This window comes from Vicinamibacterales bacterium (assembly GCA_036504215.1).
GTDB lineage: Bacteria > Acidobacteriota > Vicinamibacteria > Vicinamibacterales > Fen-181 > FEN-299.
This window is the reverse complement of sequence record DASXVO010000059.1, coordinates 251,742-270,003: the sequence shown is the minus strand read 5'-3', so window position 1 is coordinate 270,003 and position 18,262 is coordinate 251,742. Positions and strand designations below refer to the sequence as shown.

Annotated in this window: 11 protein-coding genes and 1 pseudogene; 6 read left to right on the top strand and 6 right to left on the bottom strand. The window is 65.3% G+C overall.

Annotated elements, in window-relative coordinates:
• Positions 1 to 144 precede the first annotated feature (144 nt).
• Complete coding sequence (locus VGK32_18160) at positions 145 to 2,307, top strand: prolyl oligopeptidase family serine peptidase (protein HEY3383692.1); 2,163 nt, start codon at positions 145 to 147, stop codon at positions 2,305 to 2,307.
• Between the two features lie 56 nt (positions 2,308 to 2,363).
• On the opposite strand, the gene VGK32_18155 is transcribed toward VGK32_18160, so the two are convergent.
• Together VGK32_18155 and VGK32_18150 are read right to left on the bottom strand one after the other, a co-directional pair.
• Positions 2,364 to 4,685, bottom strand: coding sequence for an MtrB/PioB family outer membrane beta-barrel protein (locus VGK32_18155; protein ID HEY3383691.1), 2,322 nt, complete (start codon positions 4,683 to 4,685; stop codon positions 2,364 to 2,366).
• 3 nt (positions 4,686 to 4,688) lie between these two features.
• Complete coding sequence (locus VGK32_18150; GenBank protein ID HEY3383690.1) at positions 4,689 to 5,630, bottom strand: DmsE family decaheme c-type cytochrome; 942 nt, start codon at positions 5,628 to 5,630, stop codon at positions 4,689 to 4,691.
• Positions 5,631 to 5,932: 302 nt separating this feature from the next.
• On the opposite strand from VGK32_18150, the pseudogene VGK32_18145 reads away from it, so the two are divergent.
• Positions 5,933 to 6,091 (top strand): annotated as a pseudogene (locus VGK32_18145) (DUF4339 domain-containing protein).
• A 78-nt stretch (positions 6,092 to 6,169) separates the two neighbouring features.
• Positions 6,170 to 7,015, top strand: coding sequence for a TIGR00266 family protein (locus VGK32_18140; GenBank protein ID HEY3383689.1), 846 nt, complete (start codon positions 6,170 to 6,172; stop codon positions 7,013 to 7,015).
• On the opposite strand, the gene VGK32_18135 is transcribed toward VGK32_18140, so the two are convergent.
• Positions 7,012 to 7,794: a PhzF family phenazine biosynthesis protein gene (locus VGK32_18135; protein ID HEY3383688.1), complete on the bottom strand. Its 783-nt coding sequence runs from the start codon at positions 7,792 to 7,794 to the stop codon at positions 7,012 to 7,014. The two genes, VGK32_18140 and VGK32_18135, sit on opposite strands and share 4 nt — an antisense overlap.
• Before the next feature lie 66 nt (positions 7,795 to 7,860).
• Here VGK32_18135 and VGK32_18130 point away from each other — a divergent pair, with 66 nt between their 5' ends.
• Positions 7,861 to 9,702 carry a gamma-glutamyltransferase gene (locus VGK32_18130; GenBank protein HEY3383687.1) on the top strand — a complete coding sequence of 614 codons (1,842 nt, stop codon included), beginning with the start codon at positions 7,861 to 7,863 and terminating at the stop codon, positions 9,700 to 9,702.
• A gap of 19 nt (positions 9,703 to 9,721) precedes the next feature.
• Here the strand turns inward: VGK32_18130 and VGK32_18125 are convergent, their stop codons facing one another.
• The gene (locus VGK32_18125) at positions 9,722 to 10,477 is read right to left on the bottom strand and encodes a hypothetical protein (protein ID HEY3383686.1); all 756 of its coding nucleotides are present in this window, start codon (positions 10,475 to 10,477) and stop codon (positions 9,722 to 9,724) included.
• Between the two features lie 176 nt (positions 10,478 to 10,653).
• Between VGK32_18125 and VGK32_18120 the strand changes: the two genes are divergently transcribed.
• Entirely contained in the window at positions 10,654 to 13,143 is a 2,490-nt protein-coding gene (locus tag VGK32_18120) for an ABC transporter permease (protein ID HEY3383685.1), read from the top strand.
• A gap of 394 nt (positions 13,144 to 13,537) precedes the next feature.
• On the opposite strand, the gene VGK32_18115 is transcribed toward VGK32_18120, so the two are convergent.
• Entirely contained in the window at positions 13,538 to 14,095 is a 558-nt protein-coding gene (locus VGK32_18115; protein ID HEY3383684.1) for a hypothetical protein, read from the bottom strand.
• A 191-nt stretch (positions 14,096 to 14,286) separates the two neighbouring features.
• Here VGK32_18115 and VGK32_18110 point away from each other — a divergent pair, with 191 nt between their 5' ends.
• Positions 14,287 to 17,616, top strand: coding sequence for a PDZ domain-containing protein (locus VGK32_18110; protein ID HEY3383683.1), 3,330 nt, complete (start codon positions 14,287 to 14,289; stop codon positions 17,614 to 17,616).
• Between the two features lie 29 nt (positions 17,617 to 17,645).
• On the opposite strand, the gene VGK32_18105 is transcribed toward VGK32_18110, so the two are convergent.
• Positions 17,646 to 18,146, bottom strand: coding sequence for a rubrerythrin family protein (locus VGK32_18105; protein ID HEY3383682.1), 501 nt, complete (start codon positions 18,144 to 18,146; stop codon positions 17,646 to 17,648).
• Between the last annotated feature and the right edge of the window lie 116 nt (positions 18,147 to 18,262).

The following is an 18,262-nucleotide window of genomic DNA, read 5'->3' as shown; positions in this document are numbered from 1 at the left end:
CACGCCCGATCTCGACGCCTTCGTCGCGCGCGTGATGAAGTCGTTTGATGTCCCCGGGATTGGCCTGGCGGTCGTGAAGGACGGGGCGGGCCGCGCGGCTCCTGGCTCGAGGCTGGCGAAAGGGCGGGTTGGATTAGGAGTGTTATGAGAAAACGTCACATCGTTGCGATCCTGGTTGGAGTTATGAGCCTCTCAGCTTCTCCCCGCGCGGCCGAGCCGCAGAAGTACACCTATCCGCCCGCGAAGAGAGCGGCACAGGTGGACGAGTTCTTCGGCGTGAAGGTGGCCGACCCGTACCGTTGGCTCGAGAATTCGGACGCGCCGGACACGCGCGCGTGGATCGACGCCGAGAACAAGGTGACCGACGCGTACCTCGCGCAGATTCCGGATCGCGCCCGGATCAAGTCGCGGCTGACCGAGATCTGGAACTACGAACGCTACGGCGTGCCGTCACGCGAAGGCGCGTGGTACGTCTTCTCGAAGAACTCGGGGTTGCAGCGCCAGGCGATGGTCTACAAGGCCAGGGCGCTCGACGCACAGCCGGAGGTGCTCATCGATCCCAACTCGCTGTCCGCGGATGGTACCGTCGCGCTCGGCGGCACGTCGTTCACCGAGGATGGCCGCTATATGGCGTATTCGCTCGCGGCGAGCGGCTCCGACTGGATCGAGTGGCGCGTCCGGGATGTCGCAACATCGAAGGACTTGCCGGATCTCGTGAAGTGGTCCAAGTTCAGCGGCGCGTCGTGGCTGAAGGACGGATCGGGCTTCTTCTACAGTCGGTACGACGAGCCGAAGGCCGGCGATGCGCTCCAGGAACTCAACAAGAACCAGAAGGTGTTCTTCCACAAACTGGGCACCACGCAGGACAAGGACCCGCTGGTCTACGAGCGGCCGGACAAGCCCGACTGGGGATTCGGAGCCGACGTGACCGAGGACGGCCGGTTCCTGGTCGTCGTGCAGACGGAAGGCACCGACAATCGCAACCGCGTGTTCGTCCGCGATCTGCAGGACCCGGCCGGCAAGATCCAGCCGTTCCTCGACGCCTTCGACGCGACGTACACCGTCGTCGGCAACGATGGTCCGACCTTCTACGTGCTCACCAACCAGGACGCGCCGCGGTTCCGCCTCGTGGCCATCACGCTCGGCAAGCCCGAGCCTGCCGGGTGGAAGACGCTGGTTTCGGAGGCGCCAGGCAAGGTGGTGCTCGAGGCCGTCACCATGGTCGACAACCAGTTCGTCACGCTCTGGATGACCGACGCGCACCACACTGTTCGTCTCTACAGCCTGGATGGAACGGCAGGGCAGGCGATCGCGATGCCGACGCTCGGCAGCGTCGGTGGGTTGACGGGGCGACGGAAGGACACGGAGACGTTCTATTCCTTCGGCTCGTATCTCTATCCCACGACGATCTACCGCTACGACTTCGCGACGCACGCGAGCACGATGCACCGGAAGCCGTCGTTGAAGTTCGATCCAAGCCGGTACGAGACCGTACAGGTGTTCTACCCGTCGAAGGACGGCACGAAGATCCCGATGTTCCTCACGTATCGGAAGGGCCTCGACCGCAACGCACAGAACCCGACGCTGCTGTACGGTTACGGTGGCTTCAACATCGCCACCCTCCCAGGCTTCACGCCGGCGGCCGCCGGCTGGCTCGAAATGGGCGGTGTCTACGCCGTGGCAAACCTCCGCGGCGGCGGCGAATACGGCCAGGAGTGGTACGACGCGGGACGGCTGAAGACCAAGCAGAATGTGTTCGACGACTTCATCGCGGCAGCCGAGTACCTGATCCGCGAGAAATACACCTCTACACCGAAGCTCGCCATCCAGGGTGGCAGCAACGGCGGGCTCCTCGTCGGCGCGTGCCTCACGCAGCGGCCGGATCTGTTCGGAGCCGCGCTCCCGGCGGTCGGCGTGATGGACATGCTGCGCTTCGACAAGTTCACGATTGGCTGGGCGTGGCGGTCGGATTACGGACAGCCCGACAAGAACAAGGAAGACTTCGACACGGTGATGAAGTACTCCCCGCTGCACACCATCAAGCCGGGCACCACATACCCCGCCACGTTGGTGACGACGGCCGATCACGATGACCGGGTGGTGCCGCTTCACAGCTTCAAGTTCACGGCGACGCTGCAGGCCGCGCAGGCCGGGCCGGCGCCAGTGCTGATTCGGATCGAGACCAAGGCGGGGCACGGCGCGGGCAAGCCGACCGACAAGATCATCGAGGAGCGCGCGGATATGTACGGCTTCCTGCTGCGCGAGCTGAAGATGACGCTGCCGGCGGAGTTTGGATGGGCGAAGTAGGGGCGGGTTCGAAGACCGCCCCCACTCCGGACGCTGGGTTCCTCCTGGCTGCTGCGTTAGAACCGGTAGTTCAGCTTGGCGTAGACGACGTTCGCCTTGTAGTTGCCGTTGTCCGGCTTCATGAAGATCAACGTCGCCTGCGGGAACATCGTCGTGCCGCTCGTCCAGGCGTCACCGTACGTGTACTTCTCGTACCAGTAGCCGCCGGTCAGCTTCCAGGACTTGTTGAGGCTGTACTCCAACTGCGCGATGACCGTGGTGAGGTGCGTGTCATCCCAGTCGTTGATCGGCCAGACGGCTGCCGGGTTGAGATACTGGGGATACGCCGTGCGGCCCAGCGCGTAAGTGCCGGTCGGGGTCGCGTTGATGTCCTCGAACCCGTCCACCTTCTGATCCGTGACGTTGACGGTCACGGTCCACTTGTCGGGGACGACGTGGAACACCGCGCCCAGGCCGAACGTGTTCGTCTTGTCCTGGCCGGAGTGGTTCCACAGGTTGTTCAGCCCGTATGTCGGTGCCGTCGGGTTGGAGACCCACTGGTTGACGGTCACGTCCTTCTCGTACTGATAGAAGGCCGTCAGCTCAACCTTGTTGGACACCGCGTAGTCGAAGTCCACCGCGAAGCTGTCGTACTTCGCGCTCAGCAGACCGCTGGGCGTTCCGGGAATCGGTTGCGCGCCGACGACAGGCACACCGCCAGACACCGCCACCCGGTTCGGACGGTTCGGGTAGGCAACGTCCCGGCGGAAGTAGGAGAGCGTCACACCCATGTTGTTCATCGGTGACAGTTCGACGTCGAACACCGTGCGCTTCGAGCGGCGCTCGGCTTCGTCGGTCTGGAAACCGTAGACGGTCGTGCCCTCGGCCGTCCGCTTGGCGTCGTCGTAGCTCAGCCGCAGGCCGAGCCAGTCCTTGGCGTGGTACGTGGCCGCCAGCGTGTAGCCCCTGTCCGTGCCCGATTCGGCTTCGCGGTACGTCCGCTTGAGGCTCGCCGCCCGATACAGGCCCTCGAGCGTCAGGGCTCCCACGTCGTACGTGACGGACCCCTGGAAGCGCTTGTTGCTGTTGTCGTAGTTGACCGCAGTCGGGTGGCCGTAGGGCGCGTCCGCGCTGGGTGCGTCGGCTGCCGCCCACGAACGATCCGGCGCCGCCGACAGGTCGCCGTTGATGATGTACCGGCTGGTCTTGTTCGTCAGGTCCCAGCTCCGATAGCTCATCCTGATCCCGAGGTTTTCGGCCGGCCGTGATGAGAACCACACGTTGAACGTAGTGGTGTCCATCTTGCCGTTGAACGACGGCTGCTGGAGCGACGACGTGAGGTACGCCGGCGCGTTGCTGCCCGTCAACACCGTTGTGTTCGACGTGTAGGGAAGGTAGTTCTGGTTCTGGGTGTACTGCCCCAGGGCCACATCGGCCGCCACGCGGGTCTGTTTGGCGAACTTGAAGAGCGCGCCGAACGACTCGTTCATCATGCTGTTGTCCGGCATGCCGGTGATCATGATCGTCCCGGGGCCGCCGGAGGCCGGAGTGGACCCCACCGCCGCCTTGTACGCCAGGTCGGACGGCCTGAACGGGTTGTCGATCAACTGGTTGTTCTGGTCGTTCGTGTACACGTTCCTGTTGAGCGCGGCGTGGACGTTGCCGGTCTTCAGCTTGTACTCGAACTTGATCGCGTAGTCCTGCGTCAGCTCGTTCAGCGTCTCGGGGACGTCAACCACCGGTGACACGGGACCGGCGATGATGTCGCCGCCACCCTGGCCGCGATAGCCGGCCTTGCGCTCGCGGGTATACGTGAAGCTCAAGTTGAACGGCAGGTTCTTGCTGAAGTCGAAGTCGTAGAGGCCCCGCTTGCGCAGCGACGTCAGGTCGACCGTGCCGGCAGCGGCGAACGACGGTGCCAGCAGGTTGTTGTAGAAGCTATACACCCGGCCCGAGGTTGGCGTCGCGTCGACCCGGTCGGAGTAGTACTGCCGCAACGAGGCCGGCATGCTCCATACGCCCGGCGCCGTTTCGGCCCAGATCACGTGAGCGTCGTTGCCCATGCGGTGGACGACCTGGTTGTAGTCGAACCCGAAGTCCATCCAGCTGAAGTTCGCCCAGCCCTTGTATTGCTGGTCCTGCTGCCCCACGTTGAAGGCGCTCAGGTTGAAGTCGAGCGCCGAGTTCGTCGTGAAGAGATTGACGAACGGCATCGATACGCCCTTCGGCACGTCCCGGTATTCCCGGAACTTCGACGAGGAGATGTCATCGACCGTCAGCGTCTGGATGGTCACCTGACCGCCGGCGGTGGTGGCGGGTTTGTCCTGCGCCGCCGCGAAAGAGGTCGCCATGAAGAGTCCCATGGCGACGAGCGCAATCATGGAGGTTGCTCGTTTCATGGGTTACCTCAAGAAAGCAGCGCCCGAAGGCGAGTTGGTGCCGTGCAGGTTCACGTGGCAGTTCTTGCACGATTTCTCGATCATCCGCGAGTTGGTCGTCGGGAAGTTCGTGGTTCCGCTCGGGGCCACCTGGTACTTGCCTTGTTCGGTCCCGTGGTTGTCGGCACCGGTGTTCTGCGCGAAGTGGCCGGAACCCGTGAATTGGCAGTTCCAGCAGAGATTCGGAAGCTTCTGCGCGAGCAGGCGCCGGTGATTCGTCCCGTGCGGCTCGTGGCAGGTCGTGCACTCCTCGCGAACAGGTGCGTGCTCGAACAGGAACGGGCCGCGCTTCTCGGCGTGGCACTTGTAGCAGAGGTCATTGACCGAATCCGCCAGGATCATCTTCGGGCGGCTGCCGTCGTGCGGGTTGTGGCAGCTCGTGCAGTTCATCTTGCCCTCGCGGACCGGGTGGTGCGACGTGCGCTGCGACTTGGCGCGCTCGGACTTGTGGCACGTGAAGCAGGTCTCGGAGTCGACCTTGGTCTTCAGCTGTGCCCTGACCGACTTCGCATCGTGCACGCTGTGGCAGGACGTGCAGGCCACATTGCGGCGCGCGTGCATGCTGGAGATGTAGTTGGCCTGGTTGGCCTTCTCGTGGCACTTCAGGCAGGTGTCGTTGACCTGACGCGCGGTCAGCTTCTTCAACGACGGCACCGGACCGTTCTTGTCGCCATTCATCTGAGCCTTGGCGTGCTCAGCGACATTGGCGTGGCAGTTCGCACAGCTGTGGTCGACTTTCGCGTGGCGCGACTGCGCGAATGGTGGCCCAAGCACTCTCTCGTGGCACGCCTGGCAGTCGGAGGCACTCCATGCCGCCGCCGGTGGTGTCGCCTGGGCAGCGGCCAGTCCGCTTGTCAACAGCACCACCAACCCTGCCAGCGCCAGCAACCGATACGGTAGGCGCATAAGAACTCCCTTTCAAGTCAGGCCCCGACTAGTTCAGGGCTAGTAGGACGATGCGAACTTGGCGACCGACGACTCTACAATTGAACACTGCAATTGTCAACATGGAGTGTTGAAATATTCACCACTCCGGTGTGCGCAGACGTCCAATGCTGAATGAGCGGGTCGCGTCCTGCAGGTATGGATCAGGTATAGATATAGGAGCGGACGGCAGCGCGTGCAACCCGGACAGGTCAGACCTCGTATCCATGCACTGACCGAACGAACGCTGGCCACGCGAGGGACACGCGTCACAAGGAGGAGCCATGCCCGGGACCGAGCAGCAGTGGTACATCGCGGTGGGTGGACAGCAGGTGGGCCCTGTCAGTGAGGAAGAGATCGTCCGGCGCGTTCAGACCGGGGCCGCCGACGGCGGCACGCTCGTGTTCACCGCCGGCATGACGAACTGGACGCCCGTATCGGCAGTACCCCAGCTTGCTTCGCATCTGGCTGCGCCACCTCCGGTCGCCGGTCCAGCGTCCAGCCAGGCAGCCAGCTCAGCATTGGGCCCGGCCGTCAGCCCGGCGGCACCCGCGCCCGACCGGCGTGCGAACGAAATCGAGTTCAAGGTGTACGGGAACGAGATGCAGTTCGTCGAGATCTACCTGGATCCCGGTGAGAGCGTCGTCGCCGAGGCGGGCGCGATGATGTTCATGACCGGCGGGGTCCAGATGGAAACGGTGTTTGGCGACGGCAGCGGCCGGCAGCAGCAGGGCGGCCTCATGGGCGCGCTTCTCGGTGCGGGCAAGCGCCTCCTCACCGGCGAGAGCCTGTTCATGACGGTGTTCACCAACGCTGGTGGTCGCGGTGTCGAGCGCGTCGCCTTCGCCGCGCCGTACGCCGGCAAGATCCTGCCGATGGATCTCTCCAAGCTGGGTGGCACGCTCATCTGCCAGAAGGACTCGTATCTCTGCGCGGCCAAGGGCGTGTCGATTGGCATCGCCTTCCAGAAGAAGATCGGGGTGGGCCTGTTCGGCGGTGAGGGCTTCATCATGCAGAGACTCGACGGCGACGGCCTGGTGTTCGCGCACGCGGGCGGCACGGTTCACTCCTACGACCTGGCGGTCGGTGAAACCCTTCGTGTCGACACCGGCTGCATTGTCGCCCTCCAGCAGTCGGTGAACTACGATGTGCAGTTGGTCGGCGGGGTCAAGACGGCGCTCTTCGGCGGCGAAGGACTCTTCTTCGCGACACTGACCGGGCCCGGCAAGGTATGGCTCCAGTCGCTGCCGCTCAGCCGGCTCGCGGACCGGATCTACAAGGCCATCCCCGGCATCGGCAAGGGGGGCAAGGAAGAAGGGTCGGTGCTCGGGAATGTCGGGCTCGGACGGATCCTCGGATCCGATTAGATCGTGATCGTGCCTTCCAGATACGGCACGGCCCGACCCGCGATGTCGACGCGGTTGCCGACGAGCGTACAGCGCAGGCTGCCCTGACGCTTCGACAACTGGCGGGCCGTCAACTCGTTCTTGCCGAGGCGGGCGGCCCAGTAGGGCGTCAGCGTCGTGTGTGCCGACCCGGTCACGGGATCCTCCGGCACGCCGACCTGCGGTGCGAAGAACCGCGACACGAAGTCCACCTGGCGGCCGGGTGCCGTGACGATGATGCCGCGCGCCGGCACGGTGGCCAGATCGACGAGGTCGGGTGTGAGTCCGGCCACGTGCTCCTCGACGCCGTAGACGAGCATGTAATCCGTCTTGCCCCTGTAGGACTCGATGGGCTCGCGACCGAGCGCGTCGATCAGGATCTGCGGCACGGTCACCGGTTCAACCGTGTCCACGGGAAAGTCGAGCACGAGCCGATCGCCGTCGCGCCGAACGCGCAGAATCCCGCTCTTCGACGTGAACTGGATCGTGTCGTGGGGAAAGCAATCGTGGGTGAAGACCACGTGCGCCGCGGCCAGCGTGGCGTGTCCGCACAGATCGACTTCGACAGCCGGCGTGAACCAGCGGAGATCGAAGCCGCCGTCGTGCCGAATGTAGAACGCCGTCTCGGCGAGGTTGTTCTCCGCCGCGATTTGCTGCATGACCTCGTCCGGAAGCCACGACTCGAGCGGACAGACGGCCGCCGGGTTCCCGCTGAAGAGCCGATCGGCAAACGCATCGATCTGGTACATCCGCAGTTCCATCAGGACCTCCAGTGACGGACGGATTGTAGCAGGACCGACTCTCCGCTCCTGTAGTAAAGTTCCCCCATGAAACTCCGTCTCCTCTTCGTCCTGCCGCTCCTGGTCGTCCTTGGCGTCGCGGTGACCGCGCAGCGAACGGTGAAGCCGGTGCTGCACGGACGGCACTGGGTCGCCGTGACCGGCAAGCCGCTTGGCGCAACGGCCGGCGCGATGATCTTCCAAAAGGGTGGCAACGCTGTTGACGCGACCTGCGCCATGCTCGCAGCGGTCTGCACCATGTGGGATACGCTCGGCTGGGGCGGCGAAACCCAGGCGCTCATCTACAATCCACATACCGGAAAGGTGATCGGCATCAACGCGCTCGGCGTCGCACCGACGGGCGCCACTCCCGAGTTCTTCCGCGCCAAGGGCATGGCCTATCCGCCCGAATACGGCCCGCTGGCGGCCGTCACTCCGGGCACGCCGGGCGGCCTGATGACGATGCTCGCGGAGTTCGGCACGATGAGCCTGAAGGATGTGCTGGCGCCGGCGATCCAGATGGCTGACGGGTACCCGATCGAGCAGCAGGCGGCCGACGCGATCGAGCGACAGAAGAAGGAAATCAAGAAGTGGCCCCCGTCGGCGAAGGTCTTCCTCACCCACCCCGGCGAAACGCGCGAGGCGCCCCAGCCTGGCGAGGTCTTCAAGCAGGGCGATCTCGCGGCCACGCTACGCAAGCTGGTGGACGCCGAACAGCAGGCCCTCGCCTCAGGCAAGAACAGGAAGGATGCGATCTACGCCGCCTATGACCGGTTCTACAAGGGCGACATCGCGCGCGACTTCGTTCGCGGATCCAGGGAGTTGGGCGGCCTCCACACACTCGACGATCTTGCCAACTGGAAGGTCCACCTCGAGGAACCGGTCGCCAGCAACTACAAGGGGATCGACGTCTACAAGCTGACCACCTGGGTGCAGGGCCCCGTCATGCTGCAGGCGCTCAACATGCTCGAGCCGATGGATCTGAAGTCCATGGGCTACAACAGCGCCCGCTACATCCACACGCTCTACCAGGTGATGAACCTGACGTACGCGGACCGCGATTTCTACTACGGCGATCCGTACATGCCGCCGGCGACGCCGATCAAGGGGTTGCTCTCGAAGGACTACGCCCGTGAACGGTCCAAACTGATCAACTGGGATCGCAACGATCCAACCATCAAGCCGGGCGACCCGTACCCGTTCCAGAACGGCACGAATCCGTACTCGAAGCTGCTGGCCAGTTGGCCGCCACCACCACCCAAGCCGACCGGCGCGGAGGGCGACCGCTCGTTCGAAGAGTCCTTCACCGCCGGCACGACGTCCATCGAGGCGGCGGACGAACAGGGCTGGGTCGTGTCCGTCACGCCGAGCGGCGGCTGGATTCCCGCGACGATTGCCGGCACCACCGGCATTGGCATGAGCCAGCGGATGCAGGCCTTCGTGCTCGACGAGGCGATGTGCCCGTTCAACGTGGTCACGCCCGGTAAGCGCCCGCGCTCCACGCTGACGCCGAGTCTTGCGCTGAAGGACGGAAAGCCGTACCTCGCGTTCGCGGTGCAGGGCGGCGACACGCAGGATCAGAACCTCCTTCAGTTCTTCCTCAACGTCGTCGAGTTCGGAATGAACGTGCAGCAGGCGACCGAGGCAGCCAATTTCAACAGCTACCAGATGCACAGCACGTTCGGCGACCACAAGGCCGAGCCTGGCCGCTTGACGCTCAACGACGACATGCCGCCGTGGGTTCGCGGGGACCTCGCGCGGCGTGGCTACAAGCTGGACTACCAGAAGCTGACCTCGGGACCCATCAACGCCATCTTCTTCGACCGGCTCCACGGGACCATGTGGGGAGGGTCGAGCAATCATGGAGAGGATTACGGGATAGCGTGGTGAGCGGTGCGCTGTCGCGCTGTCATGCCGAGGGGGCGGCCGTGCGGGCGTCATGGGGATCGCGCACCAGTGCGTGCGCGTCCAGTCGGACTACCCACAGCACCGTGAACGTCGTGTAGACGATGTCGAGGGTGGCGTCGAGGGCCAGCGGCAGGATGGGTGAGATCGCACCCAGGCGGTCGCGGAACAGGGCGAAAACGAACAACACCGCAAACAGCGGCACGTAGAACCGCGCCAGCATGCCGAGCGCGCGGCGCCACTCGGCATGCTGCATGAGCGGCGCCTTGCGCTGCATCTGGATGGCCACAACGAGCGCGACCGGATACACGGTCAGCCCGATCACGCGCCGCAGCAGGATGAACAGCACACCGTCGCTGTTGAAATGGTAGGCGCTCCACCCCACCACCAGGAGCGCCGCCGTGCCCAGGCCGCCGACAAGTGCGAGACGCCGGGCAATCCGCCCCGGGCGGCTTGGCAGCGCCTCGTCGGTGGCTGCAATCCATGCGTAGAGCCACCCAATCGACAGGAGGCTGGCGTTCAGCAACAGGAAAGCCACCAGCCGCAGCGCGGTCACGGGCTCCATCTGCGTGAGCACCCACAGGCGCAGGCACTCGAACAGGAACCAGGCCGCCAGCCACAGGTTGTAGCAGAGCACCGAGAGAGAGACGTGGCCCACCGCGCGGGGCGAGCGCGTGAGCCAGCCGTGAACGAGCAGCGCGAGCGCCGACAACGCGCCGACGACAGCCAGCACGAGTCCCAGAATTGCAACCAACGCCACGGGCGAATGGTATCACCGGCGTTCGGAAACGGCCCGTCGTTGTTCGCTCCCGGACGGTCCCGGGGAGCCGCCGCGAGGGACGGCAGACCCTAACGTCTGTATTGGCAGCTGGTTAGGCTGCATCTTGATCGTGGCCCGTCTTTCGCTCTTGTCCCTTCCGCACTGGAGGTTTCCGGATGACCACCTTCGTTCAGAACCTGAAGTACGCCGCCCGTACGCTGGTAAAGGCGCCCGGCTTTGCGTTCGTGGTCGTCTTGACCCTGGCGCTTGGCATCGGCGCCAATACGGCCATCTTCACGTTGATGGACCAGGTGCTCCTGCGGGCCCTCCCGGTCAAAGAGCCGGCACAATTGGTGATACTTGGCGCGCCGGGTACGAACCGGGGCCGCTTCGACGGCGGCGAGGACGCGTTCTCGTACCCGATGTACACCGACTTCCGGGACCGCGGCCGGGTCTTCAGCGGCGTGCTCGCGCGCGCAACCTATCCGCTGACCATGCTGTACGAGAGCCGGTCGGAGCGCGTGCGGGGCGAACTCGTCAGCGGCAATTACTTCGCCCTGCTCGGCGTTGCGCCCGCGTATGGCCGCCTCTTCACGTCGGCCGACGAGCAGGCGCCGGGCGGACACCCGATCGCGGTGCTGGCGCACGGCTTTTGGACGACGCGCTTCGCCCGTGATCCGGCCGTCGTCGGGCGGACGATCCGGCTGAACGGGCATCCGATGACGATCGTTGGCGTGGCCGGAGCCGGCTTCAACGGGCTTCAGGTCGGGTACGTTCCGGATGTCTTCGTGCCGCTGATGATGAAGGCGCAGATGACGCCCGTCTACGACGGCCTGGACACCCGCCGGTACATGTGGCTCAACGTCATGGCGCGGCTGCGCCCGGACGTCTCGCGCGAACAGGCCGAGGCGCAGATGAACGTCCTGTTCCGACAGATCCGCGAGCAGGAATTGAAGGAGATGCCGACAACCTCGGCGCGCTTCCGCAAGGGGTTCCTCGACACGCGCCTGCTCCTGCTCCCGGGCCACAAAGGCCTGTCGCCGCTTCGCGACCAGTTCTCGGCCCCGCTCATCCTCCTGATGTCGATGGTGGGGCTCGTGCTGCTCATCGCCTGTGCGAACGTCGCCAACCTGCTCATGGCCCGCTCCCCATCTCGTCAGCGCGAAGTCGCCATCCGGCTCGCGCTCGGCGCCTCGCGGTCGAGGATTGTCGGCCAGTTGCTCGTCGAGAGCCTCCTGCTCGCGGTGCTCGGCGGCGCCATCGGCGTGCTGGTGGCGATCTGGTCGGGCGATTTGCTCCTGACCATCTTGCCATTCGACAACGCCGCGCGCGCCTTCACCTCGACGCCCGACGCTCGGGTGCTGGGCTTCGCCCTGGTCGTGTCGTTGCTGACGGGCGTCCTGTTCGGCCTGGCGCCGGCGTGGCAGACAGCACGCCCTCAGCTCGTGCCGGCACTGAAGGAGGAAGGCGGCTCGGTCGTGAGCACCGGTCACGTGCGCCTCCGAAAGGGCCTCGTGATCACACAGGTGGCGCTTTCGCTGCTGCTCCTGATCGGCGCCGGCCTGTTTGCGCGGAGCCTGTGGAATCTGCGCTCGCTCAATCCCGGGTTCCAGGTCGACCACCTCGTCACCTTCTCGCTCGATCCCGCGCTCAACGGCTACTCGACTGAACAGATCCGCGGCTTCTACCAGCGTCTGCAGGAGCGCCTCGCCAAGCAGCCTGGCATCCGAAGCGTGTCGCTGGCCTCGACCACACCGCTGACGGACAACCTGACCATGTCCACCATCACGGTCGACGGCTATCAGGCGAAAGAGGGCGAGGACATGAACCCGCACGTGAACAGCGTCGGTCCGGACTTCTTCCGGACGATGGGGATTCCCCTGATCGCCGGTCGCGAGTTCACGGACGCTGACGGGGCCGGGGCGCCGAAGGTCGCAATCATCAGCGAGAAGATGGCGCACTACTTCTTCGGGAACTCGAATCCAATCGGCCGACGCTTCGGCTTCCGGCGCGCCACGGCAACGGACATCGAAATCGTGGCCGTCGCCAAGGATGGCCGCGACACGAGCCTGCGTGAAGAGATTGCCCGCGTCGTCTACATCCCGTATCAGCAGGACCCGGACCTCGGGCAGATGTCCTTCTTCGTGAGGACGGCCGGCGATACGGGCGTCACCGGCGACTCGCTGCGACGGGTGGCGAGTCAGCTCGATGCGGCCATTCCGGTGTTCGACGTGAAGACGATGCAGGTGGTGGCCGACGAGTCGCTGTTCCTCGAGCGGATGGTGTCGCTGCTGTCGGCGTCCTTCGGCGCGCTCGCGACACTGCTGGCAGCGATCGGACTCTACGGCGTGATGAGCTACGCCGTCGCGCGCCGCACCCGGGAGATTGGTCTCCGCATGGCGCTCGGGGCCGCGCAGTCCAGCGTGGTCTGGCTCGTGATGCGCGAGGTGACGACGCTGGCTGTTGTCGGCGTGGCCATCGGCCTTCCGGCCGCCATGGCTGTCAGTCGGCTGATCCAGGCTCAGTTATTCAGCGTCGCGCCGACCGACCCGGCGACGCTGATTGGCTCGACCGTCACGCTGCTTGCGGTTGCCCTCGTGTCCGGATACGTGCCGGCCCGCCACGCCGCACAGGTCGATCCGATGCTGGCGCTGAGGCACGAATAGGGAGAGAGGCGTGATGCTATGTGTCCCGTCGCGACTGGCTGGCGGCGATGCGACCGGCTCGAGCGGCGCACTCGTCGCAGAGCAGCGCCCCGGCCCGCAGCAGGAATCCCCCCTCGCCCTCCAGTGCGCGGCTGCACCACGCGCACGAGGACGCGGAATTGAATCCATCGGAGATCGGAATTGCTGGAGGCATTCGCGTCACGGCCGGTGTCATTGAGGCGCGCCGGCGGGTCCTGGCGCCCTTCTTGGCCTCCGGCGGCGTCATCCCTCTGCCCTCCTTTTGCCCGTACCATCGTGTCAGGACCCTGCCCTGGTCACTTCACGCGCTGCCCCACGTCGCGGTGAATGGGTCGAAGACCCGCAGGGCGGCAGCCCGGGGCGCGAAGGTCGGCGGTCAGTCCACGTCGATGGTGAGGCGCTCCCCGAAATTCCCGAAACGATCCTTGGGAATCGACCCGGACCACACCAACCCCTGGGTCGCATCCTTCAACAGACGTTGGATGGTGCCGGCACGCCCGAGCCGATAGACGCCCCGGCGCTGCGACGACAGGCTCTCGGTTGAGCCTAGCGCGGTGAAGAACGTCCCGGGCTCCAACTCGGCGAACTCGACCGGCACGGGACTGTGCTTCGCGGTGTCCTTCGCGGCGGCCCAGGCCCGGGGATCGACCTCTGGCACGAACAGGATCTCGCAGAATTGCGCGAATCTCTCCAGATCGACGAGCGGCGAGAACTGAAACGCACCGGCCTTGGTGATCAGCACCCGGCGGGTGGATCCGGTCGGGTCCTTGTAGAACAGGCCGGGCGGACGGGCCGCCGGATCGCCGCCCACTCTGGCGCTGAAGAAGACGCTGCCTGGCAAGTCGGCGACTTCTTCTTGCGCATCGATGCTGGCCGTTGCCTGGTTGCCAAGATGATGGTGCTGCCGGTCGCCGAGAGACTTGTACATGGACATGCCGTGGGCCATTGTACGGCCGAGAGCATCCGTTCGCCCAAGAATCGCGGCGAGGTCGTTCGGGCCGCCGTCGCGGCGCTTCACGCTGACGAGTTGGCGGGGCTCCGCGACAGGTTCTGGCGTACCAGCATTCCCCACCCGGCGTTTCTCGCCGTGCTACGCTGTGCTGTTCACTTCTTCTGAGGAGCACCATGCGCCACCTGTTTGCGGCCCTGTGCGTGTCTTTCTGGGCGGCGGCATCGGCAGCCACGCCGTCGGCTCCGCTGCTACTCCAGCAGCCAACCATCAATCGCACACACATCGTCTTCGTCTTCGCCGGCGACCTCTGGACGGTGCCGCGCGAGGGCGGAGCGGCGATCCGGCTGACGTCCGGACCGGGTATCGAGACTGGTCCGGTCTTCTCGCCGGACGGGACCGAGGTAGCGTTCACAGGGGAGTACGACGGCAACGTGGATGTGTTCGTGGTGCCGGCCGCAGGCGGCGTCCCGAAGCGCTTGACGTGGCATCCGGCCGCAGACCTTGCGCTCGGATGGACGCCGGACGGCAAGCGCATCCTCTTCAGCTCGACACGCACTGCGTACTCCCGGTTCGCGGAGTTGTTCACTGTGCCGGTGACCGGCGGTCCGGAGGAAAAGCTGCCGCTGCCTCAGGGGTTCGAGGGGAGCTACTCCGCCGACGGGTTGAGCCTGGCATACGTTCCGAAGGCCAGGGCGTTCCGCGCATGGAAACGCTACCGCGGTGGTCAGGCGACGTCGATCCGGATCGTGTCTTTGGCCACATCGCGTGTCGAGACACTGCCGCACGAGAAAGCGAACGAGTTCAACCCGATGTGGGTGGGCGATACCATCTACTTCCTGTCCGACCGGAATGGACCGGTCACGTTGTTCTCCTATCACGTGCCGACCAAGAGGCTCACGCAGGTCGTCGAGAATCGCGGCCTCGACTTCAAGGCGGCGTCCGCCGGTCCCGACGCGATCGCCTATGAACAGTTCGGAGCCATCGGGCTGTACGACCTGAAGACCGGAAAGGCGCGGACGGTGGCAATCACCGTGGCAGGCGACCTGCCGGAGGTGCGCGAGCGGCTCGTGAAGGCGGGCAACAGGCTCGAGAACGCGGGCATTTCGCCCAGCGGGGCACGGGCGGTGTTCGAGGCGCGCGGCGAGATCGTGACGGTTCCGGCGGAAAAGGGCGATGTTCGGAACATCACGAACACAACCGGCGTGATGGAGCGCGACCCGGCCTGGTCACCCGACGGCAAGCGAATCGCGTACTTCTCCGACGAGTCCGGCGAGTACGCGCTGCACATCAGGAATCAGGACGCATCGGGAGAGGTCGTCAAGATTGCTCTCGCCGAGCGGCCCACGTTCTACTCGTCGCCGACGTGGTCGCCCGACAGCCGGAAGATTGCGTACAACGACGCCCACCTCGGACTGTGGTACGTGGACGTCGAGACGAAGAAACCCGTCAGGACCGACACCGCCGAGAGGAACAGCAACCTCACTCCCGCATGGTCACCGGACTCGAAGTGGCTGACATACACGAAGCGGTTGCGGAGCGGCCTCTCGGCGATCTACCTGTGCTCGCTGGCCGACGGGAAGGTGACCCAGTTGACCGACGGCATGAGCGACGCGCGCAGTCCCGTCTTCGACAAGGACGGCAAGTTCCTGTACTTCACCGCGAGCACCGACTCGGGGGCTTCCATGGAGTTCGATCTCCATGCCTCGACACGCCCCGTCTCGCGGAGCATCTATCTCGTCGTGTTGTCGAAGGATGAGCCGTCGCCGTTCTCGCCCGAGAGCGACGAGGAGAAGGCGGCCGATGACAAGGCCGATCCCGCGAAACCGGCGGCGGACGCAGCCAAGCCGCCCGCGGCGGGCAGTGAGCCACAGAAGGCCGACGCGGCGAAGCCCGCGCCGAAGGCCGTTCCCGTCAAGATCGATTTCGACAACATCCTGCAGCGCGTGCTTGCCGTGCCGATGCCCGCCCGACGCTATTCCGATCTTCAAGTGGCCAAGGCCGGCGTGCTGCTGGCGATCGAATCACCCGCGCCAGGACCGGACGCGCCACGCGGCGCGACCGTGCATCGCTTCGACCTGAAGGCGCGGAAGTCCGACGTCGTGACGAGCGGAGTCAGCGATTTCGTCATGTCGGCCAACGGCGAGAAGATGCTCTACCGGCAGGGCGAGCGCTGGTTCATCACCGCGCTGAAGCCGCTGGCCCAGGGTGGCGGCGCATCGCCCGCGCCGAGCGTACCGTCCGCCGGCGGCGCCGGGTCGGGCGCACTCCAGACCGACAGCATCGAGGTGCGTGTCGATCCACGCACCGCGTGGCGGCAGATGTACCACGAGGTCTGGCGGATCGAGCGTGAGTTCTTCTACGACCCGCACTATCACGGCCTCGATCTCGTGGCCACCGAGAAGAAGTATGCGCCGTACCTGGACCAGCTCGCCTGCCGCGCGGATCTCAACTACCTGTTCAACGAGATGCTCGGCGAGTTGACGGTCGGCCATCTCTACGTCGGCGGCGGCGAGATGCCCGAAGTGAAGCGAGTGTCCACGGGGCTGCTCGGCGCCGACTACACGATCGAGAACGGCCGTTACCGGTTCGCGCGTGTCTACAACGGGGAGAACTGGAGCCCGCAGCTTCGCGCGCCGCTGACCCAGCCCGGCGTCAACGTCAAGGCAGGTGAGTACCTGCTCGCGGTCAACGGCCGGGACGTGCGCGCCACGGAGAACGTCCATTCGTACTTCGAAGGAATGGCGGGACGCAGCGTCCTGCTGAAAGTCGGGGCCAGCCCGAATGGCGACGGTGCCCGTGAGGTCACGGTGGTGCCGGTGCCGGGCGAGACGGCGCTGCGCAACCTCGCGTGGATCGAAGGCAATCGCCGGCACGTCGATTCGGTCAGCCACGGGCGCATCGCTTACGTTTACATGCCAGACACCGCTGGCGGCGGGCTCACGGCGTTCAACCGCTACTTCTTCGCGCAGGTCGGCAAGGAGGGCGTCATCGTGGACGAGCGGTTCAACGGCGGTGGCGCGCTGGCCACCGACATCATCGAGTACTTGCAGCGGAAGCTCGTCACCGGCGTCGCGCCGCGCGACGGCGCGGACAGCTTCCAGCCGCAGGGGGGCATTTTCGGCCCGAAGGCGATGATCATCAACGAGGAGGCGGGATCGGGCGGTGACGCGATGCCGTGGCTGTTCAAGCGCGCAGGCCTCGGCCCATTGATTGGCAAGCGCACGTGGGGCGGCCTTGTCGGCATCGGCGGCTACCCGCCGCTGATGGACGGCGGGTCGGTCACCGCGCCCAGCATCGGCGTGTGGAACGCGACGACGAGCCAGTGGGAGGTCGAGAACGTCGGGATCGCCCCGGATATCGAGGTCGAGATGGATCCCGAACTCGTGCGCCAGGGCAAGGACCCACAGCTCGACAAGGCCATCGAGGTGGTGATGGCCGAACTGGCAAAACACCCGGTCGTCACGCCGAAGAGGCCGGCCTATCCGGATTATCAGAAGAAGTAGACGAGAAAAGCGCCCGGTGCTGCGCCTTCCTAGACGACTTCCGTGAAGCGCTCGTGGCGAGCTCCGCAAATTGGGCAGACGTCCGGCGCTTCACCCGCAACCGTGTATCCGCAGACGTCGCAGACGTACATCTTCGCGTCCGGGAGGTCGTGCCCCGCAGCCGCGGCCGCCAGTGCCTCACCGTAGAGCGCGTGATGGACTTCCTCGACCGCGTTGGCGTTCTTGAAGCTCACCTCGGCCGGCTTCTTCCCTTCGGACACGGCCTCCGAAATGAACGTCGGGTACATCTCGGTGAATTCGTAGTGCTCGCCCGCGATGGCCGCTTTCAGGTTGTCAATCGTGCCCTTCACGCCGCCCATCACGCGGAAGTGGGCGAGCGCGTGCACCGTTTCGGCTGCCGCGACCGCCCGAAACAGTCTCGCAACCTGTTTCAGACCTTCGCTGTCAGCCTTCTTCGCAAACGCCAGATACATGCGATTCGCCTGGCTTTCGCCAGCAAACGCCGCCTTCAAATTCTCCTGTGTCGCCATCGTCCCTCCTCCGTGGTGGTGTGATGACTGCGAGGTCGCCCCATCTCCGGGTTGGAGCGGGTGATATACCGGTGCGTAGCGTACCACGAACCGAGAGTGTAGAATCGCGCCATCCT

What these genes read in the sequence shown, in the direction of transcription:
- VGK32_18160 (HEY3383692.1), top strand. Translation starts at nt 145, where the DNA reads ATGAGAAAACGTCACATCGTTGCGATCCTGGTTGGAGTTATGAGCCTC.
- VGK32_18130 (HEY3383687.1), top strand. Translation starts at nt 7,861, where the DNA reads ATGAAACTCCGTCTCCTCTTCGTCCTGCCGCTCCTGGTCGTCCTTGGC.
- VGK32_18135 (HEY3383688.1), bottom strand. Translation starts at nt 7,794, where the DNA reads ATGGAACTGCGGATGTACCAGATCGATGCGTTTGCCGATCGGCTCTTC.
- VGK32_18155 (HEY3383691.1), bottom strand. Translation starts at nt 4,685, where the DNA reads ATGAAACGAGCAACCTCCATGATTGCGCTCGTCGCCATGGGACTCTTC.
- VGK32_18150 (HEY3383690.1), bottom strand. Translation starts at nt 5,630, where the DNA reads ATGCGCCTACCGTATCGGTTGCTGGCGCTGGCAGGGTTGGTGGTGCTG.
- VGK32_18110 (HEY3383683.1), top strand. Translation starts at nt 14,287, where the DNA reads ATGCGCCACCTGTTTGCGGCCCTGTGCGTGTCTTTCTGGGCGGCGGCA.
- VGK32_18105 (HEY3383682.1), bottom strand. Translation starts at nt 18,146, where the DNA reads ATGGCGACACAGGAGAATTTGAAGGCGGCGTTTGCTGGCGAAAGCCAG.
- VGK32_18115 (HEY3383684.1), bottom strand. Translation starts at nt 14,095, where the DNA reads ATGTCCATGTACAAGTCTCTCGGCGACCGGCAGCACCATCATCTTGGC.
- VGK32_18120 (HEY3383685.1), top strand. Translation starts at nt 10,654, where the DNA reads ATGACCACCTTCGTTCAGAACCTGAAGTACGCCGCCCGTACGCTGGTA.